We start from the raw sequence: 25,025 nt of genomic DNA on the forward strand, positions 1-25,025 counted from the left end.
ATAAAAATTAAGAGGAAAATAAGAGGAAAAACTTCATTGAAGTTACGCAGTCCGTGGTCAGAAGAGGTTTCAGATCTGGATTAGGTGATTATCATCTTATATTCATCTCTTACAGAATTTTTTAATGAATTATTGTCAGTTCTTAGATTGTGATCTTTAGTTTGAAAGGTTAATTAGTTAAATTTGCATTTACTTAAAAATGCAATTCAGTTTCAAAGTAATCTCAATCATCTTATCAATAATAATAGTTATTTCAGCAGCAGGAGTTCTGATTTACAGAAATTATGAAAGTAAAACTTTTGGTAAAATAGATTTTTACATTGCATCCGATGAGGCCCCAAATGTTAGTAATATATACATCACAGTGTCTGATATAGGCGTATACAATGGATATATGTGGTCAAATCACTCAGTAGACAAGACAACTGACCTGTACCTTGATAATTTTTCACATCCGGGAATCATAGCTGAAATTAGTCTACCTCACCATACCTATACATACTTCAAGCTTTATCTCTCTTCTGCTTATATTGAGGTTTCAGGAGTATATAAAAAAGTGACTCTTACCCCAAATTATACCAAAAACAGCTTGGATTTGAACCTTACAGGAGGAACTACAGTTAATCTTCTGTTTAGTTTCGAAATTGCTAGAAATCTCAATATCTCTAACCAAACATTAACCCCTGTAACCAATTTAACAGAAAAGTTATGAAAATTTCACTGAACCTCCATAAAACATTGTGTTTCAGAACCTGTATACTTATGCAGGGATAACTTCTCTTAAAACGGGCATATCATATCGCCATAGCGTCCGTGATATCCCTTATTGTTTTAGAGATTATTTCCCCTTTATATCAGCTAATTCCCGATTTATGATCTTTATTACACCATTCTCTGATGGAAAAGGATTGATCTGTTATTACCCCTCCCTATCGATATTAGACATAGATTCCGTTTTCCAATGAAAAATTTCCCTTTAACCTCTTTTTTCAATTTTGATTTTTGACTTTCTTTTTCTCTCTTTTAGGAATTCCTTTCTGAATTCCTCATCTTCCATCAATCTCCTTTCGAATTATCTTTTTGAGAGGGATGATATGGGTGAATATAGAATTGATAAGATGCGAAAAGTGAGTATAAGCGGTAGACATGATTCAGATAGGTTAATGGAAAAGAGAACCTACACAGCAATCTCACTTTCATGAATCTGGAAAAGTTACAATATCTGAAGAAATTATTACAAAAGAAGGGAAAATGTATGGTTTTGATGAAAGTCCTGATGGAATAGGGCTAAGTTTCATAGACATGAGAAGAGAGGGATATATTTTAAAACCAACTCGGAAGAGAATGAATGCCAAATGCAAAGTTTGAGATGGGAAAGTATCGTGAATTAGAAAGGAAAAATTCAGGGCTTCAATTAGGGCTGTTAGGGCAGAGATTTCATGGAACTAAGCTGGAGTTACTCGCAAGTGAATTTTGAACATCGTTCTTCATCCTGACAATTTGTGAAACGGCCTGATACTATTGCGTTTAGAGAGAAGTGAAGTACAAAATTATCAAGAAATATAGATGGAAAAAAAATAGAAAGTTTTGTGTAAATAATTACAAATTTCTTGTTTGATAAATTTGAATAAGAGTTCTAACAGTTTTCATCTCCGAGTTTAAACGTTTATCTTCCTTTATAAGTTTTTTACCTTCCACAAAGTTGTTTTGGATCTTCCCTTATCCTTAAGAACCCTAGGTTTCAGGGTCAATATCCATTCCTTGAGTTTCTTATCATTTACATATTCCAAATACAAATAATCGTAAATCCCAAATATCATGGATTCGTCAAGGTTATTAGATTCCATTCCGATGCATCTTATCCTATCCGGTGTTATGTGATTCCTTACAGCCCTGTTATCGATGTAGTTAGACTTGTTATCAGAATGCCTTACGTATTCTTTTAGAACATTATAAAAAATTTCCAGTAAGCCATTTCTGGCAATTCTAAATCCTTTGAATATGTTCCCGTCCTGTAATCTATGAATTCTTGATACAGGATGCCTGATATATATATATATATTTTGGATAAAATAAGCATGTTATAAAATCGCTTACAGCGTTTCCCACAAGTATGAAGTTGAATGGTCTTATTCTCTTATCTATTTCGTTGTTATATTTAATTTTCCTAAACTATTGAAGATAGAAGGTTTAGTTATGGTGATCTGAGATACCCCAATTTTACTATCCCAATTATCATAATTGTTAGTAAGTATTAAACACCATACATACTTTCCGTCTATATACTTTAGATGTTTAAGATTGTGATTGGAATATTTCCTTATGTTCTCTGTGTCATCATATAAACAGTATCTCTTTGCTGATATACTATAAAACATTACATTATCATATGGTTTTTATTGTCGTCATTTTCTATTTTAAACATTCCTACATCTACAGTATGGATTTAACGGTCTAAAAAATTATATTTGCAACACAAAAAGGATATCTCATCTGGGTCTGTATTGGATTCGAATCAAAGGTTTTTGTGCTGAGAGCATCTCAAAAGCGAGAAAAATGTGCTATAGTTAGCTTTATGATTCAAGCATTCATGTTGTTTCCAAAACTTTTGGGGTTTTCACATTTTTCTTTATGAAGTCGAGTATAGCCCCCAATAAATAGCAGTATGAAGGAAAGCCCACAGAATAGACCTACACCGCCAAGAAGTATGCCAAACGCAGCCACAAGCATTACAATCCATACAATTATTGATATAAATATTCTTAAAGAAAAAAAAGATTGCTGCACCAATTATACCTACAATGGACCAGAGAGGTAATTGGTGGAGTTTGCATCATGTAGTACAGAGGATGAGCCAACACCAGAGGCAAACCCACCAATATCGGCAGCAGTGAACACTAATGCTATGCTCACCAGAAACCAGATTATTCCACCAACCAGTCCTAAGATAGAAGGTACTTTACTTTCTCCGTTCATTTTCATTTCCTCCTCTTAAAGATTAGCAGGGCTGCAATAACTGCTATTGCAACTATGGCAACTATTATTACATATATTTCAACTAGTGAAATTGCTGAGGGATGAGAGTTTTGCTTCAGATTTATGGTCAGGTTTTTCACTGAACCTTGTTTAAGACTGAAGTTACTGTAGTATGTATGATAGCCAGAGAGAGATGCAACCACACTGTATGTTCCATTTGCAACTGAAACATTGAATGAACCAGAAGATGAGACTTGGATTGCATTTCCGTTTACTGTCAGTGTTGCGTTGGTGGGTGAAATCGTTCCAACAATGTATGCCCAATGGTAATATTTTACAGTCTCAGTGACGTTCTTTCCATCTACAGTAACCTTGAAATGATCTGTTACAGTGTAATAGGTGCTAAGATTTGTTACTGTAAAAGAATAGGTTCCATTGGCAAGGTTGAAAGATACGTTTGACGGAGCTAATGAGTGTTCAGACATGGTTGATGAGTTCACGTACCATGTTGTGCCTGATGGTAATCCGGATTCTGTGAAAGTTACTTTATATGTTGGTAATGAAAAAATTGCCTGAGACTGTGTCGGACCACCAGAAAGGATGAAGCTTCCTGGAGTTCCTTCATAAGAACTGTTTCCACTGATAAGCGTATACGTATATAGGGTATTATTTTCAGCCAGGAATTCTATCATGGTACCGGATGATGTGTAAGTCTTACCATTGCTCAGGATGATCTTCCAGGTAGTTCCAGCAGGAAGACCTATTTCGTTTATTGTCATGTTATAGTATTTTTGTGGTGAAATAACTGAAATTATATCTCCCATCAAACTCACAGAATATATTTTCTGTGTTTTAGGAACTAAGAACATTGAAAAATCTGAAGATGAGTTTAGACCGGGGAAACTGCTGACTACGCTGTTATTTGAAGGATTGACAACCGTGAAATTGCCATGATTGTTAATGTTTAGAAAGGAACCTGATGATCCTGAGCTGAAGTACATGTACCCGTTGAGGGGATCGTATACGCCCCCCGTGGCATTGTTACCGGAGAATATGTTTCCGCCTGCAGTCCCGTTTAGATGAATAGATCCTGTGAAAGCGTCACTGCTTTCGTTGAATATTTCCACATAATCCGTATCATTTGACGAGATGTAGAGAGTCCCTGGTTTTCCGGAAATGATCTGCAAGGACATGAATCCTGAAGGAAACGCCAGGTTATTGGCAGACTTTGTTGATAAGTTAAGCTCAATGAGGCTTTTCCCAGAGTAGTTTAGCATTATAAGATTGGAACCGTAATGAACCATTGCGATTGGAGAAGGAAGAAAGCCTGATACTGAGTAATTGGTAACCTGATCTGTGAGTGTATTTATTCCGAAAACTGTTCCTGTCGAATTTGCAACGTAGATATAGTTACCAATGCTAGTCATAGCTGGTCCCAGCTCACCCTTCAACTCAACTTTTTTATCCAAAGTAAGGTTCGATGGGTAAAAGGAAGCAATGTAATTCGAAGATAAAAACGTGACATAAACCAAGGAGTTTATTGGATCATAATACGTTGAAAATGGTAAACCGCACATTGGTGTGTAGTTTGTTTTGATTAGTGATCCACTCGAAATATTGTATACATTGATCGACGAATTCGAAGAAGAAGAGTTCACTGGTGTGAAAAGTAATCCGTTCGACGGGTCATATGCGCTATAAAACGAACTATTTCTGTATGATACAGGAATGTATGAATCTCCATTATACGAGGTGTTGTCATATTCACCGATTGTTTTGGTAATGGCTCCAAATGTCTGGTTCTCTTGAGACTGGAAAAATATGTTATATGAGGTATTGGTGCGATCTACCCTTACAGTAAGGCTTGACGGGTAGGCCTGATAGTTTCTTGGTCCGCTAATATTCGCTACATATAATCCTTCCCTTGAAAACGTGATTCCCATGACATTTGAAGAGGAATTATATTCCTTTGAACCGATGGTGACAGACCATTTCATGCCGGATGGTAAACCGTGTTCCGAAAATGTGTACTTTGAATAAAATAACATGTTCTGTGTGGAACCATTAACGACAAAGTAAGAATGGATTGGTGAAACGCCAGTGTAGCTTGAAGATATGTTCAGGTCATAAGTGCCGTCTGGCAGAGGTAAAGATACGCTCTGACTGGCTGTCTGAGTAGAGTTGTAGACCTGTGCAAGTGTGCTGTCGATTGATGGTTGTATCTGCAGGTTCCATCTGCTTGTATTTGGAATTAGGTTTCCAACTGATATATTCACTTTATAGTCCTGCGACGGAGATATTGCCTCGAGATAACCTTTTGAGTCTGCAGCCAGAAGGATCTGCCCACCAGATATATAATTCATATATCCCCCTCCCGCCAATGAACTCGAACTAATGGATGCTACTGTTTTATTTAATTTTGGATTGAACACAGTAACGTTATCTGTCCCAGGTTGCATAACATAAACCAACCCGTTTGATGGGTCTATGGTGATACCCGTCTGGTTACTTCCCAATGGAATTGTAGTAAATGGGGTATTACTATTACCATAATTTATGTTCGATTCGTTTATGATATACAAACTATGATTGCCGGAGTTTGCAATATAAATAGAATTGCTATATCTGTCATATACTGCCTGTGATGGATCAGATCCTAATATGAAATATGGAACGGTGACAATATAACTACTTGCATTTATTATATTGATGTTAGCATCATCCTGTGAGACGTAGACCTGGTTCGTTATGTTGCTGTACGTTAGAGCTGAGGGCTGGGAGCCTACGCTAACCTGATTTACCTGTAACATTGTATTGAGACTTACCACGTCAATAGAGTTGTCTGCCTCAGATGCAACAAAAAGGGTGTTATTGATGCTGTCGTATGCCAGACCATCTGGACAGGCACCAGTGAGATTTACTATATGAGAAACTATGTGTGTAGAAGGGTTGATCAAAGCCACCGCCCCTTGGGTCAATGTTGCAAACAGTTTATTGTCGCCTCTCACATAAAGGGTTGAAAGGACAGAACTGGGCATTGATATAGATGTGATCATTGAACCGTTTATGGAATATACCAAAATATTATTGGTTTTATCTGCTACATATATTTGGTTGTTCATGGAATCATAAGCAATATCATTTGGTGATCCGCCTGAATAAATGAAAGGAGCAGCATACCCTGAAGCACTGTTATAATTTATGGTCTGGTCTTGAGCTGAAATTTCATTTATGGATATCATTTGTTGTAATACCGGATCGTATACCATGTCAATCGAGCCTTTTTGGCCATTTATTATTGAAGGTAGTGATGCGATTATAGACTCATTTGCGGGATTGAGAACAGAAACGTTTCCGGATAAATAATTAGATACGTATATATATCCATCGGCAGGATCGTATGCTATCCCCTCGGGCAACCTTCCAGGGACAACATTCTTAACCACTGAATTTGTCATTGTATTTATTATGGAAACGTTGCTCTCTTGAGGATATCCTTGGATTTCACTATTAGAATCAGAATCTGTTACGTATAGCATCCTGTTTATGGGGTCAAATGCGACACCATAGGGTTGCTGGCCTACAGAAATAAGAGCTTGAATGCTACCATTAGATGAGACTGCAAATACAATATTATTCGCAAGGTCGGCAACGTACATATATCCATTGAAAGGATCATAGGCCATTCCCTGCGGATCTGCGTTTAAATAAGGTAATGAAAAATTAGAAACTAAGCTATTCGTGGATACATTTATCACCCAGATCACACCTATGTTGCCGGGATTCTGCCCGGATACATAGAGAGTTTGGTGTTGTGGGTCATACGCGCCGAATTGTGGCGACCCTGAAAGTTTGATTGTTGCTATTACGGTATTTTTCGTTGAATCAATTACGCTAATGTTTTTCGAATTTGAATTTTCGACGTACATATCATGATTGTAGGGGACATAAGTTATCCCCATCGGTGCTGTTCCTACGCTTATGTTTGCAACTGAAGTATTTAGAAATGAATTAACAGCGGTGACATTATTGTTCTCGGAATCTGTAAAATAAAGCTCCTGATTGTGAGGATTATATGCACCAGACATAGCATCGGGTCCATCCTGATACTCCCCTATTGGGCTATTCTGGGAAACTGATGGGGAAACTGATGATGTATTAGATTGAACCCTGTTACTCAGCAAATGATCTGTTTGGCTGAATACTACCGCAAAACCTGAAAAAATCAATGCGCATATAACAATTATAGCTTTTGCTTTGCAATTTATAATAAGCATTGTTGAATAAGTTTCAGCATATAATTAAAGCTTTTTATTTATTCTCACTATCAGTTTTTAGTTAGTTTCTAGTTGACTAATGCCAGAGGACTTAAGGTAAGTGTAAGGTCGAGACATTCTGTGGAGTTAACAGCATGTTATCAGCCTATCTTGCCTTTGTAAAGAGGCACGTAAATTGAAGCATTAGAGTGTCTTGACAATCCAGAAGCGAAGGAGATATTGGAAGGGGATCAAAAGCGATTCTCAGTACAGTCATGGATATTGAAGCACAGATATCTATCAATAGGAAACAGGCATTGTCTAATTTAAGAAGAAAGGTTTATAATGTTCATTTTCACATACCAATGAGATCTCTCTTTGTCCCTGTCTGGTACCTTTATATTTTCGTTTGGAACAGATTAACTGTTGAAAAACTATGGCCTGTTTCGAATTTAATTCCGACGCGAGAATAGTATCTATTATAGACGAATTATCAAAACTTGTCTCAAATCCTTTTTTCAAGACAGTGATGAGTGCGGTGAAGAACTAGCTAATAATCGAGTCCAACCATTCTTTAATGACGGTTGAACAAATTTTCTCATAAGAACGTTAATGTTTCCAAATTTGGCAATGATCTCAAAACCACCATCCTGAAGCGTACTGAGTAAACCGAACCTTTTCTATAAAGCGAATCTTGTTGCGAAGCGCTCTAACAGTTAATGGTAAAATATATATGATATTATTGAGTGTTATTATTTACATTTTCGAATAACTACTGAAATTCGCCATATTTCTCCCTATTTTATCCAATGACATGAATTTGCACTTCTAAACTTGCCCGAATTCCCAATATTGATCTGTTTTTTTCTATTATTTTCATTAATTTCCGATAGATCACGCTATGGATCTCTTCTTTTTTATTCTCATCATGCAGATCAGATTGTGACCAAAACACATGAACATGTTCTTAACCCTCACCCTTGATACTGTTGTTACAAATATATGGCCTCCATGGAATATCCCCTTGATAACAGAATGTGGTCTTTCGCCCCTTGATCGTTTCCTTTTTATCCGGAGATTTCGCCTTATGCTTTCAATTGTAAGTTTGTGATCTTTTACAGAGCGATCCATAGTTGCATCTATTACCATGCACGAAACGCAAAAATATCTCTTTTTTTTGTAGTTGACAATCCCAAGCATGTATAGATCCATCTGTGAATCATGCACTTAAGCCTTTATGGTTGAATAATTGATTATCATGTCATTATGGGCATCCTGTATTGTGTGAAGTTTGTATCCGAAGTGTAATCTCTTATTCTTCACTGCCCATGATCCATCCTTTGATCTTCTTGTCCTTGCACTCTTTCTCTCCTCTTCCGTCTCCCTTTTCTTTCTCTTGGTCTCTTCCTTTTTCTTCTCAGTTGTATATGGTGAGATTATTTCATCCAGTGTTTTCGCATACTTTGTAAGTGTAAACGCCAGTTGAATTTTGTGCATAATCGCCAAAGTAAAATTGATTCATGTGGCTTGCCTTTACGGAGGCAAGAACGCATTGAAAACTATGGAGAAATGTTACATGTTTAGAAAACTGAAGGATCAGGGGATGAGCAACAGGGCAATTGCAGAAAAGTATGGAGTTAGCAGGAATACAGTCAGGAAATATGTGGATGGGAATAAGCCCCTAGTATATGCGAGGAATCCACGTCCGTCAAAGATCGATCCTTACAGGGAGAATGTACGTGATCTCATAAACAAATACGATTTGAGTGCTGTACGCATCCTGGAAGAGATAAGGAAGCTTGGCTTCACGGGAAGCTACAGCCTTGTCAAATCATGCAGGCATGAGATCAGGAATGATAGATCCATAATCGCCGTATATCCATACGAAACGAAACCTGGAAAGCAGTCACAGGTGGATTTTGGTGAGTTTGGTTACATAGTTATAGATGGCATGAGGAAGAAGATCTATGCATTCTCCATGATACTTGGATATTCCCGTATGAGATATGTGGAATTCACGATGGACATTTCCGTTGAGAATACCATAAAGATGCACATGAATGCATTCAGGTACTTCGGCGGGTATACCGATACAATACTATACGACAACATGAAGCAGGTCGTTCTTGAACGCAGGATCAAGGCATCGGATTCCGAATTCAACAAGCAGTTCATGGATTTTACTTCGTATTACGGGATTACAACGAGACTCTGCTTGCCATATCGCCCTCAAACAAAGGGAAAAATTGAGAATACAATCAAGTATGTAAAGGGCAATTTCTTCAATGGCAGGATATTCGAATCTCTTTCGGATGTGAATGCACAGGCATCTGAATGGATGAGAAATGTCAATTCGAAGGTGCATGGAACAACTGGAAGGGTTCCCATGGAGATGCTAAAGGAGGAGAACCTCAACCCATTAAATGCAATACCTGAATACATACCGCATGTGTGAATAACAAGAAAGGTCTCAAGGGAATGTTATGTATGGTATAAGGGCAATCGATATTTTTTTCCATGGAAATATGCGGAAAGGGAATGCACAGTCAAGGAGGATAACGGAAAGATACTTATAACTGTGGATTCCGAAATCGTGGATCATGACATCCCTCCAGGATCCAGCCGTATCTCAAGGAAGAAGGATCATTTCGAAGGCCTCCTGAAGGCAATAAGATCCGAAAACATGGAACAGTACCAGCAGATTGTGGAGAAACGTGATCTTAAGAAATACGAGGAGGTGGCATGATGGATGCGTATGAAAGGGTTCATGCGAATCTCGGGAAATTAGGTCTCTCTGTTATCGAGAAAACCACAGACAACTATCTTGAGAAGGCACATGATAGATCCTTCATGGACATACTCGATCACCTTCTCTCAGAGGAGATGAAGATCAAGGTTTCTAAGAAGACTGAGAACATGCTGAACTGGTCAGGCTTTCCCTTCCGAAAAACCATGGATGAATTCGATTTCTCATTCCAGCCTTCAATCGACAGATCCGTGATCGATGATCTCATGACCATGCGATTCCTGTACAGCACTGAGAATGTCGTGTTCCTGGGTCCACCTGGTGTTGGCAAGACGCATCTCTCATTGGCACTGGGAATAGCCGCCATTATGAATGATATACCTGCATATTACATCCCGTCTGTGAAGCTTGTCCAGATAATGAAAAGGGATTACGATCTGAAAAGACTGGAATACAGGATCAAGGCATATTCAAGATTCCGAATCATGATCGTGGATGAGATCGGATACCTTCCATTAACGAGAGAGGAATCGAACCTGTTCTTCCAGTTCGTCTCATCCCGGTATGAGAAAAAATCAACGATATACACATCTAACAAGTCTTTTTCGGAATGGGGCGAAATACTCGGGGATCAGGTAATGCCATCTGCCGTTCTTGATCGGATACTGCACCACTGCACTGTCATAATCATAAGAAAGGAATCCTACCGGCTAAAGGACAGGAGGAAGACTGGAATAGTCGAACCGAAGAAGGTGATCTGAAAATGGAATGTATAAATAGGGTGGATCAATTTTACTTTGGCGAAAGTGATCAATTTTCACTTGGCGTTTACTAAGGGACAAACTCATATCTCTTGGTTATGATTTCTCCAGAATCTTTGTGGATGCATCCAATATGTATACATTCATGGATGAGAATGACATGGCTAAGAAAGGTCATAACAAGAAACAGAGATATGATCTGAATCAGATTTCATATTACATTGCAGCAAATTATGATTACATTCCACTGTATGGTGAAGCATATCCGGGAAATGTACATGATTCAAAGACCTTTGAATCAATCATAAAGAACATACCTGATAATTCAACAGTGATATTTGACAGGGGATACAACTCAAAAAGTAACATAGAACTTCTTCATGACAGGAAATACATAGGTGCATTGATCCAATCAGATCATAAAGATCTCATTAAATTGAATATTGAAAAAGATTCATTCATTGAAACAAGCAAGAATGTATATGGTAAAGATCACAGAATCATTGTTTATCACAGTTCTGTTTTGGAAAAGAAAAGAGTGATAACATTCATGAAGAGATTCAAAAAAGTATATGTAAAGGCAAAAAGAATCATTGAAACTGGAGATTCTGATGCAATGGAAAAGGCAAGATTGTATCTTGAACAGGAGAAACTCAATGAAACCATAGAGTTACCATCCATGGCGATCAACAGTGAAAGGATGGATGAGAGATTCAACATGTTTGGTAAGAATGCCATATTCACCAATATTTCAGATATGAAAGGGGAAGAGATCATTGATCTGTACAGGAAAAGAAACAGAGTTGAACACTGTTTCAGAACAATCAATACAATGGATATTGCATTTCCATTGTATCACTGGACTACTCAAAAGATAAGTGTGCACATGTTCTTTTCACATATTGCATATCTCTTTCTTGCACTGATATACAACGAGGTAAGGGAATTTCAAAAGGATGTATCACTCAAAAAGACTACTGAATACCTAAAAGATATAAAACTGAACTATGCAGCAAGAGGAAAGAGAGTTGTAGAAAAAATAGAATGTAAGTCTCAGGTGTCTGAGACCATAAATGGAGTTATGAAACTTGAATCCATAGTAAGAGATTAATGTACCCACAGTCAGGTTAACAGAAATTTTATATTTTATTGAGTTTGCATTGCTGATAATTAAGAATGATGTAAAGTCACGTATACCAGTAAAAGTTTAAAAAACATTTACCATGAATTTAAAAATAAATAGTGAAGAGATCTAAATCAAATTCCTTCTAAATTCTCTTAATTTTAAGGCAATAACTTTTTCTTTACTAATTTTACCTTTTTACCAAGGTTTTATCCTTTTTTATCACAGTTTTATACCGTTTTTATCCTTTTTATCCTGGTTTTATCATTTTATCTTCTTATTTTTACTTAATTTAAGATTATTTTTTACTCTTTTTACTTTTATTTTATCATTTTGCCAATTTGTCTATTTATCTATTTATCCTTTTATCATTTTGTCATCTTATTTTCTTATCTTTTTCTTAATTTCAAAATAATAACTATACATTTTATCCTTGTTATATCATCGTTTTTCTTTGTTTTTGTCTTGTGTTGTATGGTCTTTGAGTTGTCTTAACTGAACTTATGTTGTCTTTATTTCTCTTATACGGAATTAGGTTGTCTTGTCTGGTCTAATATGGAATTATGGTTGTCTGGTATGGTCTAATGTTTGTCATCGTTGTGTCATCGGTTTTGAATGTTTGCAATTTTGTATGTTGTAATTGAAATGTTTTTTCATTCTACATTTTATAGTCCTGGTTTATCCATTTACAGTATTATGGTCATGGTCTATCCTTTTATCATTAAAGACGACACGATTTTTATTTACCACTCATTTAAAAAAGAAATTACAAGTAATCAATTGAGTTAATGGGGTTTAATTCAAGAGGTAATTCTTTTATTAATTTACACCATGTAATATGATATGAATTGGTCATCGATGGTCATGTAAAATCAGAGAGTGTTATGTTAGGAATATCTTATAATACATTACACGAGGGTTTTGTTAAAAAGATTAATGAAAATTATTTTGAAAACAAAATTATAACCAGTTAAAGTTTTTTTATATTGTTAAATCTAAATAATTATCGTAAAGGTTAGACATGGGTTGTATTATCCAATAAATTTTATATTAAAAAGTAAATTCAGACATTTTTTTGTTGTTATATATATCCCCACAAAACCGATGGGGACACTGGGATTTGAACCCAGATCTACGGGTCTCTTCCGGTTCATAGTTCCAGTCACTCATCATTTAATCAGTTGACCCATAGCTAATCACACCCTGACTGGAGCCCGCTAGGATACCTGACTACCCCATATCCCCATTATTTGGTTACCTTCCTAAATAACAGCTACCTTAAATTTTCTTTGCATGATTTTGCTGTTTACAGAATTATAGAGGTGAACTTTTACTGTTGATTCCGAGATATCATCCCCTTCATCTGTTCCACAGTCCTCAGGAGTCTTTCTCTTTCAAAGCCCTGTTCGCAGATTGGATCGTTAAGAAACTTCTGGGCACCGTCTAGAGCCTGCGCTGCCTTGTCCATGTCTTTGGACTGGTAATACAATGAAGCAAGTGCTAGTTCTGTCTGGGCGGCATCCAGAATCCTTTTTGGATCTATTGAGGACTGATCTTCTCTCAGTTTTGATTCGAGTTTCTCAACTGCTGTAGCTGGGTCCATACCCCCGGTGTTTACCATTACTGGTCCGGAGTTTATTGATCTCATGTATCTTCCTCTAAGAATTGTGCTTACAGCAATACTTAATCCAAAAACCACAAATATGCCAATGCCAAATTCTGTTGTGCTGGTGAGTATTCCAAGAAACTCTGATATATACAGTATACCATAACCCACAAACAGAATCAAAATTCCGGCAAATCTGTATATTGCGGGCATTCTCTGACCTCTGTTCATCATCATTGAGTTGATTGATTGCTGCTGCGCCCCTGGTGTTCCCATCCCCATATATGCCATTGCATTCTGGAGCCTAATTTTTTCCCTGGAGTTTGGACACAATGGGTCATCCAATGTCTTCTTTGCATCTGCCATCAGCTCACTGGCTTTTGCCATGTCTCCTGTCTGCCGGTACAATCTGGCCAATCTTAGCTGTTTTGTTGCCAGACGTGTACAGTTTGTCCCATCACCGGAAAGTATCCTGTCACTTTCAATCTGGTTTTCGAGGTCCTGTATCTTTTGTTGCTTGTTAGCCAATCTATTACATCTCCAATTTTATTGGACTATCCCTCAAGTTCCATACTAAACATGAATCAAATGGTCCTATTAATAATAAGGTAAACGTATTATTAATTAAAGTTTTTTTACATTTTTGGATGTATATATTTTCTATATATCTAATTCAAAGGTCCTTTCTCTACAATATGAATCCCCCTAATGAATTAAGATATTTTTCATGTTACAAGGAGACTTTATTCTTAATTCTTAAAAACACAACTTAAATTATAGATGATGCATGTTAATAACACATTAAATGGCAATCCCCTTCCATATTATGAGAATAAGGATATGTAACCACTATTTTTTCACATATCTAATGAGAGGCACCAACCAGATCAAGGTTTATGAAAAGCTGAAATATGAAGCCATGCTGAGAAATATGGATTGAGAATTATTATATCCACAATATTGTAGGGTGAACCTTAATTAATTAAGGTTTAGCCCTTACATACCATATAAGAATAGATTAGGATATAGGACTTATGCTAGAAATTTCAAAATTAAAAAGAAATAATGTTACTCCTTATTGGCTCTTCTTTCTCTCTTCAGTCTTCTTATCTTTTTCTTTCTCCATTTCCATCGCATGTTTCCTCGTTTTTTCCAATCTCTTGAACTTCTTTTCAATGTTTCACCTCATTATTTGTTTGGATATAAAGGTTTTAACCTAACATTAATCAGCCATAATATGAAACTGATACCCTGACATTAATTCTGATTATAAAAAACTACTTCATACAGCGTTTAATTGCACTCTGTCATTCTTCTTGAACCTAATTGTGACGAAGGAAAATGCATCTAAGTATAAGATTATGGTCCATCATAATTTGCAGTCATAGTTGATTTGCATTGATCTGAAGGGAGTTGAATTCAAACCCTGACCAGAGATATCATGAACACAAAGGCAAATTAGAGAAATTATGTCGAAATAGCAAATTGATCCACAGGTTGTGTTTGTGATTATGAATTTAGATCCAAATAGAGGGATCTTGACTTATGCCACTATTCAGAAGATGGACCTTTTCAAGATAGACACAAATCTACATTATTCAAATATAACGGGAAGTTCATAGAAATCTAACACTGCAAATTAGTTGAACACCTGAAATCTGAAATTGGAATTAAAACCTATCAATTCTGTCAAAGGTGCAGATCCAATACTGGGGTGTTTCAAAAGAAGATGAATTTGCGAACCTAAATATTGTGACCTGGGGAAAATTGGACTACTAAAAACCATTAGGAAAGCCTAAATGGAAACTCCATTTTGTTTCATTCCATACCAAAGTTCTTATCTATTAGAAACTACTGTATACTACGTGCCAAGTGACGTGGAAAAATACCTTAAAGACATTCTGAGAACTATGCCTTCCGAAGAGCTTTATTTTGAAGCAATCAGGGAAATAATGAAGGATCTGATAAAAGAATACATAAGGAAAATGATTAACAAAAACCAGGAACTTAAAAGTGAAATTGCACAGGTTCTTCAGGATTTCATGGAAAGTAAGATCAAGGAATATGATTCCATGGCGAGGATGGCCAAGGTTACAGCAAAAATTGGCCTGCTGACGACTCCTGAAAGCATTAAGGATCAGGCAGTTACTGACTTTACAAACATGTTCAGAAAAGAGATAGAAGAGATCATAAAAAGGACGTTCTAAATTCTATTCAGCTCTTGAAATCCTTGATTATGGTGGTTTTTGAGTAAAGATCGAACAGTGTGATCTTTGAAGGGTTGGGTGCAAAATTCATCATTTTCTGATAATCAGTCTGGCTCTGCCATGTTGAAGAGTTTACATACCTTACACCCTTATAGTTTCCAAGATAGTGGGAGTGGATGTGGCCCGTTATGAATATGTCCGGAACTTCTTCTATGACATGATAGTCATTCTTTGAGGGAATGAGCGGTGTCTTACCTCCATATTTTGGAGCAAGGTGCCTTCTCCTCAGTATTTCTTCTATTGCTTTCCCAATAGTTTCAAAATTTGCTCCAGGCACCAACTCAACCATGTCGTTTAGGGACATTCCATGATATATCAGTATGTTTTTCTTATCAATCCTTAGGTTGTATGGATTTGGAATTAGGGTTACATTTCTTTGAAACATGGACTTGATTTTTTCTGAGAAAAGAGGTTGAGGCTCGGCAAGCCTGACACTGTCATGATTTCCAGGCATTACAAACACATGTATATCCTCTGGTACTTCCACGAGGTATTCTCCCAGCTTTGCATACTGTTCCATGGGATTCAGAATCTCCAGATCTTCATCCTGTCCCGGGTAGACACCAATGCCGTCAACGACATCTCCGCTCAGGATGAGATATTTCAGCTTCTCAGCCTCCTCTCTTGACGATTTAATCCAATTAATCATTGCCCTGAAGTCATCCTTCCTGAACGTCTTGCTTCCGACATGTATATCTGAAAGAGATGCTACATAAACAGGGTCCCTTTTGGTTTCATCAATCATCCTGTAAGGTATGTCAGGTCTGACAATTTCCTTTACAAATATTACCGGGTCGCCCTTTCCTTTGCTAACGCTACCCACAACGCCTATTACTTCGTCCTGGAGAATCAGTTCATCGGCATTTCTATCTTTCATCAGTATGGCCTGTATGCTCTCCTCCATGTCTTCAATGACAATCCTCTTGTGGCCGTTCTTCGTCACGTCCACTGATGAGACCATACCAATAACCTTGACCTCCCCTATGCTGAGTTTTGCCTTTTTGATATCCACAGATCCCCTCATGGTGGATGAAGCCATCACAATTTTCTTCAGTTTAGTATATTTGCTCACAAACATCTGCCTGAAGTCTTCAACTGAACTGTTTATCCTTATATCCGGAAAGTAAACTTCAAAATCCTGGTCTTTAACCCCTGTATCGCCTCTGAGAAGTTTCCTGACTGTCCCTTCGTCAAGGTAGCCTGCCTGAAGTATCTCCGGTGATAACATCTTCGGGATAAGATCCCCCATGCTTCTGTCGAGTATAACCTGAAGCGCCTCTGGTGAAACGAGAATGCCATGTTCGTTGAAATATTTTAAAATCCCAGGTTTATCCTGAAATAACATGACCATGTCATTGGTATAACATGATATTGATTTAACATTTGTGAGGTCACTGTCAACCAATTCTATTTAAGATCTGAATGATGTTTTCAAGTTAGTGTGGGATTTCGTCTCGCGGTTTTATTCCCCCCGCCCCAAAAAAAAGTTCAAGAGAGTTTTAAGAGAGTTCTCCTGAATTCCGCTGCATCCTCCCTTACAATTATCACATACGGGGCTTTCTCAGAATATTTGCTTCATAGAGGGAAGTCCCAATTAGAGATACATTCTCTTTTCACAAGCTTATTGGGGGTTATGCAGACCGTTACAACAATGGGTTACGGTGACTCCCGGTTGTGGGGCTTTATGTCAGAATAAGCGGAATATCCATAATGATGGCAGGAATTTGAAGCGCAAACTTTCTGCTTGCCAATCTCGTTTCTAAGCTTATAGAAAACGGAATGGCCAGAAAGCCAGGAGTGGGCAGGACTGAGATGAAGAAGTACATCATAATCTGCAATTTTGATGACCAGGCGGTGGAAATAGCCCATAACATAGCTGGGAGGAAATATTCGTACTAATCCTGCCCCTAACAAAGCCCCGTATAGAAGATCCACATGTTGACTATGTGAACAGTACAGCCAGAAATACAAAGGATCTGGAAGGCCCTGGGATATCAAAGTGCAAAACAGCAGCCATCCTTGCGGACAGAAGGAATGAATGTGAAGAGATCTCTGCGTTGAATGCAAAGACAATTGTTTCAATATTCAATCTCAAAAAGGTGGATCGGGATGTCTATCTCATTGCCTAACTGCTGTACAGAGATGACCAGGATGCCGCAAGGACTGCAGGAGCATATAAGATAATCCTTAGGGGCAATTTATCTTCACTTCTCATATCCAATGCTGTGATGAATCCGGGCATCTCGAAGATATAAAGTGAATTTCTGAGTAAAAATGGAAGGATGAGGTTTGAAGATATTTCTATAGATGATTCTTTCAAAGGAAAGACCATAAGAGAATTTTCTAATCATATGGAAAAATTTGAAATTTTTTGGTTGCCCTGTGAAAATGTGGATAATATTGTTATAAGACCGCTTCCGGACAGTAACTTTGGCTACGACTTGGCAATTCTCATATCCCAGAACGGCGATAAAGTAATTTTCCAATGGAATGTTTTGCATTGCCAGGATTCATAATTTAAAGAGTTAATTTTTCCATCGTGATCTTTCACCTCTTTTGTTTGGAATCATTAATTTTTGATACGAACTATTGAATGAAATTTGTTTGGTAAAATATTACATAAGATTTTAATTGTGACCAACATGACCAACGCATGGCAAAGCTTTCCGACGGCATTGCATTTATGGCAATGGCTTCCTTCTGGGCAGTCAATTACCCCTTTGTGAAAATTGCTCTGGGATACGAACCCCCCATGATGGTGCTGCTTTTCAGAGTTATTTTTGCCCTTGTATTTTCATTTGCCATTTTCTTCAGAATCATGAAGATACCAAAAGACTTTAAAACTCACCTCAAGATATTCTTGTTTTCGCTGCTTAACATTACAATATTCATGGGGCTGTGGTTTACGGGAGAGCAGTCTGTCAGTGCTTCCCTATCAAGCCTTATAATCTATTCATACCCAATTCTCATGCTTGTTTTTTCATTCCTTATAATAGGGGAAAAGCTGGACATATACAAGATTGCGGGCACTGCATTAGGTTTTGCCGGGCTTATAACAATTTTTGCAGACCAGATATACATCAAACCCGGGATAGGATTGTTCCTTCTTCTTATTGCAGCAGTTTGCTGGTCTTTAAGCACCATTTACTTTAAGAAATATCTATCTATTGGCACAGATGTTTTTGCAGTCAATTCCCTGCAGTTTGCCTATGCACTGCCTGTTATAGCTCTCTGGGCCTTCCTTGATGGGACCTTTTCTTTTTCAGGTCTGAATGCAGTCTTTATTCTGGTAACCCTCTTCATGGGAAGCCTGGGGACTGCTGTGGCATATTTCATATTTCTCTTTCTCTTCAGGAAATACCGCGTATCATCCATTTCAGGACTTTTTTTTACTGTTCCTGCTCTTTCAGTTCTTTTTAGTTACCTTATTCTCGGGGAAGTGAACACATATTTCACATACCTGGGACTGGTTATGATATCAATAGGGATATACCTAACTGCCAGGAAGAGCCGTGAAGCTGGAAATAAGGCCATTAATGACAGCGATCCTGATTAACTCCAGTAACAACAATACCAATAAATAATAAAATGAATATTTCCATGTGATATGCAAAGCCTTTCTTCCATTTGCAATGAAATCAAGGGATGCAAAAAGTGCGACCTTTATTTCTCAAGAAAAACAGCGGTGTGTGGGGTTGGTTTACAGTTTGCAGATACTCTGGTTTTGGGAGAGGCACCTGGATCAACCGAAGACCAAACGGGGGTTCCGTTTGTCGGGAGGAGCGGCAAACTGCTTGACAAAATGCTCAAGGACACAAATATGCCCAGAGAAAGTGTCTATATCTCAAATGCCGTGAGGTGCAGACCCAAAATAGGGAGAGCACCAAAGATAACTGAAATCAGAAAATGTTCACCCTTTCTGAAAGATGAGATGGATTTGATTGAACCGAAATTCATCATTCCAATGGGGAACTCAGCGCTGAAATCTTTAGGATTTGTCCTAAAGATTGATTTTGGAAGGATTTCTGAGGCCTGGAAGAATATATATCAGATTGATGAAATGTTTATATTTCCACAGTTCCATCCAGCCGCAATACTCAGGAACCCTAAGCTTTTTCATACAATGAAGAACAGGTTTGATCTTATACGTGATTTCAGGAAGGAGTATAGAAATAATAAAACAAGGGAGTATATGAGTGAAAAATATGGGATTATAAAAATCAGTTGAGTCTTCTTTTTCTAAAACTCATGGAAACCATTGCGCCTGCCACTATTACAACTGCAACTACTATGTACCAGATTGTGAAAGTACCATATGGTGTAGTACTATGTGGTGCATTTTCAATAAGAAGCGAGTTTCCCCTTGCTATAGCATTCCCATGGACCGTTATTGTGTAGACCGGATCACTTGTGTATCTTATGGTCAGATTGGAAGTCATGTTGAAAAAGCTTACCTGTGTCACTGATGATGACTGTGTGGTGAATGTGGTTATATTTGTAGATGCATTATAGGTTCTGTTCCATGAAGAGAGAGACTTATGGAAAACTGTAAAATTATAAATTCCGAAACTTGTAACGTTCTTTTGGTTGCTAACTGATATAGATCCGTTTCCATTGGACCATTTGCTGATGTTGCTATCAGATATGGCATGCCTCCAGGATAGATTTGCGCTTCTTCCATTAAATATGCCTGTAATGTTCAGGATCATGCTGCTGGAATAGTTATCAACGAACTCAGTGCTGTTAGCCATGGTCTGTTTTCCAGTGATATTCATCTGAAAATAGTTTACAGATATATTTGAATTGAAATGATGGAATAATTCGTTAATATTGCCCATAGTATGGTTTGAAGATGAGTTCAACACCATGCTGTAGCTGTAGTTATGTGGAAAAAGTTTTTCGAGTGTATAAAATAGTCCATTGCTAAACCCCGTTGTGGAATTGGTTTTGACCATTAACTGGGAATTAGCCTTTTCAGTGAGATTTGCAGAATTATCCTTCTGATCCAGAACCAGGTTGACAGTACCTGCCGTTGATATGGGAGCAATCATTGCCGCAGCGAGAAAAGTAACAGCAATGGCAATTGAAAGAGCCCTGTAATTTTTCATATTCCTACTAATTGAATCTTTCTATTTAGCCGTTTACAAAGTGGGCTTGGATCAATACCAGAGTCGGGATATAAATTTTGACGAATGGAGGAAGCAGGGATGCTTACTTTACTTGAATTTAACTCCGGTTTTAGATATGATCTCTGTTATTATATTTTTTTCCGAACTTAGTTTCAGGATCATGGAAAAATATGGGAAAATTTAAAAGAATTCATATGGATATGAATAGAAGAAACAAGGCTATTGGTTCCCTCTTTTTAGATTATACTAGTGATAAATAATGTGACCCTTGCTGGCAGATATAAATTATAAATTGACTATCTCCCTTCCAAAAGAATATTGCAAGTGGCAGGATAAGATCAGGGAATGTTTCAAGAGATTTATCTTTTATTATTATAAGAGATTCTGGAATCTGACAGACACATTTTTAACCGAGACCTCCGTAACATGGTTCTCAGATCAATGGTAGGCAAAATTTAATGAGTTGTTAAAAATTCTCTTTAATATGAGAGAGGAGAATGAAGCACTGCCCATAAAAGAGTTCTATAATCCAAGAAAGAGTAATTATGAGGAAGTGTACAGAAAATCTATGGAGGAACCGGAGAAATTTTGGAAGGAGGCTTCAAAGGTTGTTGAATGGTACAGAGATTACGATGTTATGCTCGACGACAGCAATCCCCCGTTTTACAAGTGGTTTAAGGGAGGTAAGCTAAATGTAAGTTACAATGCGCTTGACAGGCATGTTAAAATGCACAGACGAAACAAGGCAGCTTATATCTGGGTGGCAGAGAACGGGGAAGAAAAAATTGTCACATATGATGGCCTTTTGAGAAGGGTTAACAATTTTGCTAGGTCCCTGATTGATCTTGGAATGAAGAAAGGTGACAGGATCATTATTTACCTTCCAATGATTCTTGAGGCTCCTGTGGCGATGCTTGCATGTGCCAGAATTGGAGTTGTGTTCTCTTTCGTTTTTGCAGGTTACGGTGCAGGTGCCCTTGCAGACAGGATAAAGGACTCTGGGGCAAAATTGATCGTCACCTCTGATGGTGCCAACAGGAATGGGAAGGTTGTGGAACTCAAGAAGATAGTAGACGAGGCGCTTGAGGAGACATCATCGGTGGGAACCGTCATTGTAGTGAAAAGAACTGGAACTTCCGTGAACATGGAAGAGGGGAGGGATATATGGTGGCATGACACAGTGAAGGATGGACAGACTCATGTGGAACCTGAATGGATGGACGCCAATGATCCTCTCTATTTGCTCTACAGTTCTGGAACTACAGGAAAACCAAAGGGAGTTCTCCATGGAAATGGAGGATACAGCGTATGGGTAGCAAACACACTCAAATGGGCATTCGATCCTCAGGAAGACGATAGGTGGTGGTGTGCAGCGGATATTGGATGGGTTACTGGGCACAGTTACATTGTCTTTGCCCCCCTTATCCTTGGGCTAACATCCATAATGTTTGAAGGGGCGATAACCTACCCGGCACCTGACAGAATGTGGGAAATCATTGAAAAATACAGGGTAAACATCCTCTATACCTCGCCCACAGCAATAAGGACGCTGATGAGGTATGGTGACAGATACCCCAAAATGCATGACCTTTCCACACTAAAAACTCTTGGAACGGTTGGAGAACCGATTAATCCTGCGGCCTGGAAATGGTATTATGAGAATGTGGGAAATTCTAAATGCCCAATAATTGACACCTACTGGCAGACGGAAACAGGAGGATGCATGATCGCTCCTTCATTGGGCCTGGGACTTCCGCCACTAAAACCCGGATCCGGAACATTTCCCATGCCAGGTGTTGAACCCGTGGTGCTGGATGAAAATGGAAAAGAAGTGCCAGCCGGGCAGAAAGGATATATTGCCTATAAGAGACCTTGGCCGGGGATGCTGATGACCTTGAACAACGATCCTGAGAGATTTAAGCAGGTGTATTTTGAAAAGTATCCTGGAATGTACTTCTGCGCAGACTATGCGATGAAGGATCAGGATGGTTATTACTGGCTTCTAGGGAGATCAGATGAGGTACTGAACGTTTCCGGACACAGGCTGGGGACAATAGAGGTTGAAGACGCACTAATTTCTTCTCGTGAAGTGGCAGAATCTGCAGTCTTTGGAAAACCCGACAGCGTAAAAGGCGAGGTTATTGTGGCTTTCGTTGTTTTAAAGGACGAATTTGTCAACGATCGTGAGGTCATTGCAAAGATAAGGAAGAATATACGGGAAAACCTGGGACCCATATACGTACCTGAAGAGATACATATAGTCAAGACACTCCCTAAGACTCGAAGCGGAAAGATCATGAGGAGAGTAGTCAAGGCAGTGGCCCTTAACCAGTTTCCGGGTGATATCAGTACCCTTGAAAACACTGCGTCAGTGGAAGAAGTAAAGGAGGCCATAGAGGAGTTCAGGAAAGTATCAAAGTAGCTTTCCCTTTTCTCCTTCTCTTTTTTTTAAACCTGGCAGATATACTAATCGGCCTGCATTATTACCATAATTTTTCATTTTTTTCGAGATACTCCTATAATAAGAAGGGCTGATGCACTGCAATAAATAAGGAGGTAAATAACCAGTTATTCACTGTTTAACACGCCATTTACTCAATGCCCTATTCAGGAGATGGAACCTTAGCATGGATTGAATTGTTGATTCACTGGAAACCGCATTACTTTAACTTAAAAACAGTTTCAGGTCTGGTAAATCTGGTAGTTTGGGGGTTCCATCATTATTCTGATATCATGGGGATGACTCTCCCTGAGGCCACTTGAAGTAATTTTCACAAATTCCCCATTTTCTCTGAGGTCCTGAACCGTTCTTGCCCCAACGTATCCCATTCCAGATTTGAGTCCGCCCATCAACTGAAATAGGACCTCTTCAACCTTTCCCCTGTAAGGAACAGCACCCTCCACTCCTTCTGCCACAAACTTGTTTGCACCTATCTTTCCGTACCTGTCCGATATGCCCGTTTGTATAGCACCTATGGATCCCATTCCCCTGTACGACTTGTATTTTCTCCCGTTTATGATCATCTCAACGCCAGGACTTTCCTCTGTTCCGGCAAGAAGTGATCCAAGCATAACCACGTTTGCTCCAGCTGCCAGTGCCTTTACAATATCGCCTGAATACCTGATTCCACCGTCTGCTATTACAGGTATATTCTCACTGCTTGCAGCCTCCGCAACATCTGAAATAGCAGTAATCTGAGGGACGCCGATTCCAGCTATTATTCTCGTTGTGCATATTGATCCTGGCCCAATTCCCACTCTAAGGCCATCCACACCGGTGGATATAAGGTCCTCTGCGGCTTTGGCTGTTGCAATGTTCCCAGCTACAAGGTCAATGGAAATCCCTTTGCGCATTTTCTTTAGGGAATTGAGAACGTTTTCATTATGGGCATGTGCAGTATCGATGACGATAAGGTCAGCACCCATTTTTTCCATGGTCTGCGCCCTCTCTATATCAAACGGTCCGACTGCCGCTCCAACCATAAGCTGGCCCTTGCTGTCCCTTGTGGCGTCGGGAAACTTCTCACGTGTGACAATATCCTTTGCAGTAATGAGGCCCACCACACGATTTCCCTTATCAACAAGAGGAAGTTTTTCTATCCTGTTCCTGTAAAGTATCTCTCTTGCATCTTCTATATTGATATTGTCTGGAGCTGAAACTACGTCCTTTACCATTACTTCATTTACAACTTTGCTTGATTTTCCAGCAAATTCCAAATCTCTTTTAGTCAGAATGCCAACCAGTTTTTCTCCTGATACAACAGGAAAACCGCTAACATTCTTTGCTTTCATTATGCTCCGTACTTCTACGAGTGAAGTCTCTGGGGAAACTGTGAGGACGTTCCTGATTATGGTTGATTCTGATCTCTTTACTTTTACAACTATCCTGGCCTGCTCATTTACAGTCATGTTCCTGTGTACAATCCCTATTCCACCATACCTTGCAATTGCAATGGCCATATCGGCCTCTGTGACTGTGTCCATAGGAGAGCTTACTATTGGTACCCTAACATTTATGTTCCGTGAAACTTTCGAAAAAATTTCAACCTCTTTAGGTTCTACAGATGTTTTTGCAGGAAGAAGCAAGACATCATCAAATGTATATCCCTCCCTTATTGAGGTAAATTTATCCTTAAACATGTTGCCCATAGGGCAAATATG

Annotated in this window: 21 protein-coding genes and 1 tRNA gene; 11 read left to right on the forward strand and 11 right to left on the reverse strand. The window is 38.5% G+C overall.

Annotated features, from left to right (window positions below; genetic code table 11):
- Positions 1–199: 199 nt before the first annotated feature.
- Complete coding sequence (locus OXIME_RS06745; protein ID WP_393971083.1) at positions 200–712, forward strand: hypothetical protein; 513 nt, start codon at positions 200–202, stop codon at positions 710–712.
- A gap of 964 nt (positions 713–1,676) precedes the next feature.
- On the opposite strand, the gene OXIME_RS06750 is transcribed toward OXIME_RS06745, so the two are convergent.
- The 6 genes from OXIME_RS06750 to OXIME_RS06775 all read right to left on the reverse strand — a co-directional run bounded on the left by OXIME_RS06750 (position 1,677) and on the right by OXIME_RS06775 (position 8,729).
- Positions 1,677–1,847, reverse strand: a complete 171-nt coding sequence (locus OXIME_RS06750) for a hypothetical protein (protein ID WP_393971084.1) — start codon at positions 1,845–1,847, stop codon at positions 1,677–1,679.
- 733 nt (positions 1,848–2,580) lie between these two features.
- Positions 2,581–2,730 carry a hypothetical protein gene (locus OXIME_RS06755; RefSeq protein WP_393971085.1) on the reverse strand — a complete coding sequence of 50 codons (150 nt, stop codon included), beginning with the start codon at positions 2,728–2,730 and terminating at the stop codon, positions 2,581–2,583.
- Positions 2,731–2,796: 66 nt separating this feature from the next.
- Positions 2,797–2,976 carry a hypothetical protein gene (locus OXIME_RS06760; protein WP_393971086.1) on the reverse strand — a complete coding sequence of 60 codons (180 nt, stop codon included), beginning with the start codon at positions 2,974–2,976 and terminating at the stop codon, positions 2,797–2,799.
- A gap of 2 nt (positions 2,977–2,978) precedes the next feature.
- Positions 2,979–7,253: a PEGA domain-containing protein gene (locus OXIME_RS06765; protein WP_393971087.1), complete on the reverse strand. Its 4,275-nt coding sequence runs from the start codon at positions 7,251–7,253 to the stop codon at positions 2,979–2,981.
- An 873-nt stretch (positions 7,254–8,126) separates the two neighbouring features.
- The gene (locus OXIME_RS06770) at positions 8,127–8,459 is read right to left on the reverse strand and encodes a hypothetical protein (RefSeq protein ID WP_393971088.1); all 333 of its coding nucleotides are present in this window, start codon (positions 8,457–8,459) and stop codon (positions 8,127–8,129) included.
- Positions 8,460–8,729 carry a hypothetical protein gene (locus OXIME_RS06775; RefSeq protein WP_393971089.1) on the reverse strand — a complete coding sequence of 90 codons (270 nt, stop codon included), beginning with the start codon at positions 8,727–8,729 and terminating at the stop codon, positions 8,460–8,462.
- A 79-nt stretch (positions 8,730–8,808) separates the two neighbouring features.
- On the opposite strand from OXIME_RS06775, the gene istA reads away from it, so the two are divergent.
- The 4 genes from istA to OXIME_RS06795 all read left to right on the forward strand — a co-directional run bounded on the left by istA (position 8,809) and on the right by OXIME_RS06795 (position 11,850).
- Entirely contained in the window at positions 8,809–9,687 is an 879-nt protein-coding gene (gene istA, locus OXIME_RS06780; protein ID WP_393971090.1) for an IS21 family transposase, read from the forward strand.
- Positions 9,688–9,978 (forward strand): Mu transposase domain-containing protein, encoded by a 291-nt coding sequence (locus tag OXIME_RS06785; protein WP_393972262.1) that lies wholly within the window; start codon positions 9,688–9,690, stop codon positions 9,976–9,978.
- Positions 9,978–10,739, forward strand: a complete 762-nt coding sequence (gene istB / locus OXIME_RS06790; protein ID WP_393971091.1) for an IS21-like element helper ATPase IstB — start codon at positions 9,978–9,980, stop codon at positions 10,737–10,739. Before OXIME_RS06785 ends, istB begins: the two co-directional genes overlap by 1 nt.
- A gap of 118 nt (positions 10,740–10,857) precedes the next feature.
- Entirely contained in the window at positions 10,858–11,850 is a 993-nt protein-coding gene (locus tag OXIME_RS06795) for a transposase (RefSeq protein ID WP_393971092.1), read from the forward strand.
- Positions 11,851–12,967: 1,117 nt separating this feature from the next.
- Here OXIME_RS06795 and OXIME_RS06800 read toward each other — a convergent pair.
- Together OXIME_RS06800 and OXIME_RS06805 are read right to left on the reverse strand one after the other, a co-directional pair.
- Positions 12,968–13,107: transfer RNA gene (locus tag OXIME_RS06800), tRNA-Trp, on the reverse strand.
- Positions 13,108–13,192: 85 nt separating this feature from the next.
- Positions 13,193–13,996: a hypothetical protein gene (locus OXIME_RS06805; RefSeq protein WP_393971093.1), complete on the reverse strand. Its 804-nt coding sequence runs from the start codon at positions 13,994–13,996 to the stop codon at positions 13,193–13,195.
- A 1,337-nt stretch (positions 13,997–15,333) separates the two neighbouring features.
- Here OXIME_RS06805 and OXIME_RS06810 point away from each other — a divergent pair.
- Positions 15,334–15,675: a nitrite reductase gene (locus tag OXIME_RS06810; protein ID WP_393971094.1), complete on the forward strand. Its 342-nt coding sequence runs from the start codon at positions 15,334–15,336 to the stop codon at positions 15,673–15,675.
- Between the two features lie 7 nt (positions 15,676–15,682).
- On the opposite strand, the gene OXIME_RS06815 is transcribed toward OXIME_RS06810, so the two are convergent.
- Positions 15,683–17,086, reverse strand: a complete 1,404-nt coding sequence (locus OXIME_RS06815) for a DNA-directed DNA polymerase II small subunit (protein ID WP_393971095.1) — start codon at positions 17,084–17,086, stop codon at positions 15,683–15,685.
- Between the two features lie 595 nt (positions 17,087–17,681).
- Here OXIME_RS06815 and OXIME_RS06820 point away from each other — a divergent pair.
- The 4 genes from OXIME_RS06820 (at position 17,682) to OXIME_RS06835 (ending at position 19,963) form a co-directional block, all read left to right on the forward strand.
- Complete coding sequence (locus OXIME_RS06820) at positions 17,682–17,864, forward strand: hypothetical protein (protein WP_393971096.1); 183 nt, start codon at positions 17,682–17,684, stop codon at positions 17,862–17,864.
- Between the two features lie 153 nt (positions 17,865–18,017).
- Positions 18,018–18,251 (forward strand): hypothetical protein, encoded by a 234-nt coding sequence (locus OXIME_RS06825; protein WP_393971097.1) that lies wholly within the window; start codon positions 18,018–18,020, stop codon positions 18,249–18,251.
- Positions 18,252–18,388: 137 nt separating this feature from the next.
- On the forward strand, positions 18,389–19,291 hold the full coding sequence (locus tag OXIME_RS06830; protein WP_393971098.1) for a DMT family transporter: 903 nt from the start codon (positions 18,389–18,391) through the stop codon (positions 19,289–19,291).
- Between the two features lie 51 nt (positions 19,292–19,342).
- Positions 19,343–19,963, forward strand: a complete 621-nt coding sequence (locus tag OXIME_RS06835; RefSeq protein WP_393971099.1) for a uracil-DNA glycosylase — start codon at positions 19,343–19,345, stop codon at positions 19,961–19,963.
- Here OXIME_RS06835 and OXIME_RS06840 read toward each other — a convergent pair.
- Positions 19,956–20,843 (reverse strand): hypothetical protein, encoded by an 888-nt coding sequence (locus OXIME_RS06840; RefSeq protein ID WP_393971100.1) that lies wholly within the window; start codon positions 20,841–20,843, stop codon positions 19,956–19,958. The two genes, OXIME_RS06835 and OXIME_RS06840, sit on opposite strands and share 8 nt — an antisense overlap.
- 505 nt (positions 20,844–21,348) lie before the next feature.
- On the opposite strand from OXIME_RS06840, the gene acs reads away from it, so the two are divergent.
- Positions 21,349–23,286: an acetate--CoA ligase gene (acs, locus tag OXIME_RS06845; RefSeq protein ID WP_393971101.1), complete on the forward strand. Its 1,938-nt coding sequence runs from the start codon at positions 21,349–21,351 to the stop codon at positions 23,284–23,286.
- Positions 23,287–23,546: 260 nt separating this feature from the next.
- Here the strand turns inward: acs and guaB are convergent, their stop codons facing one another.
- Complete coding sequence (guaB, locus tag OXIME_RS06850) at positions 23,547–25,013, reverse strand: IMP dehydrogenase (RefSeq protein ID WP_393971102.1); 1,467 nt, start codon at positions 25,011–25,013, stop codon at positions 23,547–23,549.
- Between the last annotated feature and the right edge of the window lie 12 nt (positions 25,014–25,025).

The sequence above is a fragment of the Oxyplasma meridianum genome (assembly GCF_038024865.1).
Lineage (GTDB): Archaea > Thermoplasmatota > Thermoplasmata > Thermoplasmatales > Thermoplasmataceae > Oxyplasma > Oxyplasma meridianum.

Coding starts and splice junctions, on each gene's coding strand:
- OXIME_RS06830 (WP_393971098.1), top strand. CDS start 18,389: ATGGCAAAGCTTTCCGACGGCATTGCATTTATGGCAATGGCTTCCTTC.
- OXIME_RS06840 (WP_393971100.1), bottom strand. CDS start 20,843: ATGAAAAATTACAGGGCTCTTTCAATTGCCATTGCTGTTACTTTTCTC.
- OXIME_RS06765 (WP_393971087.1), bottom strand. CDS start 7,253: ATGCTTATTATAAATTGCAAAGCAAAAGCTATAATTGTTATATGCGCA.
- OXIME_RS06755 (WP_393971085.1), bottom strand. CDS start 2,730: ATGCTTGTGGCTGCGTTTGGCATACTTCTTGGCGGTGTAGGTCTATTC.
- OXIME_RS06825 (WP_393971097.1), top strand. CDS start 18,018: ATGAGGTTTGAAGATATTTCTATAGATGATTCTTTCAAAGGAAAGACC.
- OXIME_RS06835 (WP_393971099.1), top strand. CDS start 19,343: ATGCAAAGCCTTTCTTCCATTTGCAATGAAATCAAGGGATGCAAAAAG.
- istB (WP_393971091.1), top strand. CDS start 9,978: ATGGATGCGTATGAAAGGGTTCATGCGAATCTCGGGAAATTAGGTCTC.
- OXIME_RS06750 (WP_393971084.1), bottom strand. CDS start 1,847: ATGGAATCTAATAACCTTGACGAATCCATGATATTTGGGATTTACGAT.
- guaB (WP_393971102.1), bottom strand. CDS start 25,013: ATGGGCAACATGTTTAAGGATAAATTTACCTCAATAAGGGAGGGATAT.
- acs (WP_393971101.1), top strand. CDS start 21,349: ATGAGAGAGGAGAATGAAGCACTGCCCATAAAAGAGTTCTATAATCCA.
- OXIME_RS06745 (WP_393971083.1), top strand. CDS start 200: ATGCAATTCAGTTTCAAAGTAATCTCAATCATCTTATCAATAATAATA.
- istA (WP_393971090.1), top strand. CDS start 8,809: ATGTTTAGAAAACTGAAGGATCAGGGGATGAGCAACAGGGCAATTGCA.
- OXIME_RS06815 (WP_393971095.1), bottom strand. CDS start 17,086: ATGGTCATGTTATTTCAGGATAAACCTGGGATTTTAAAATATTTCAAC.
- OXIME_RS06760 (WP_393971086.1), bottom strand. CDS start 2,976: ATGAACGGAGAAAGTAAAGTACCTTCTATCTTAGGACTGGTTGGTGGA.
- OXIME_RS06775 (WP_393971089.1), bottom strand. CDS start 8,729: ATGCACAAAATTCAACTGGCGTTTACACTTACAAAGTATGCGAAAACA.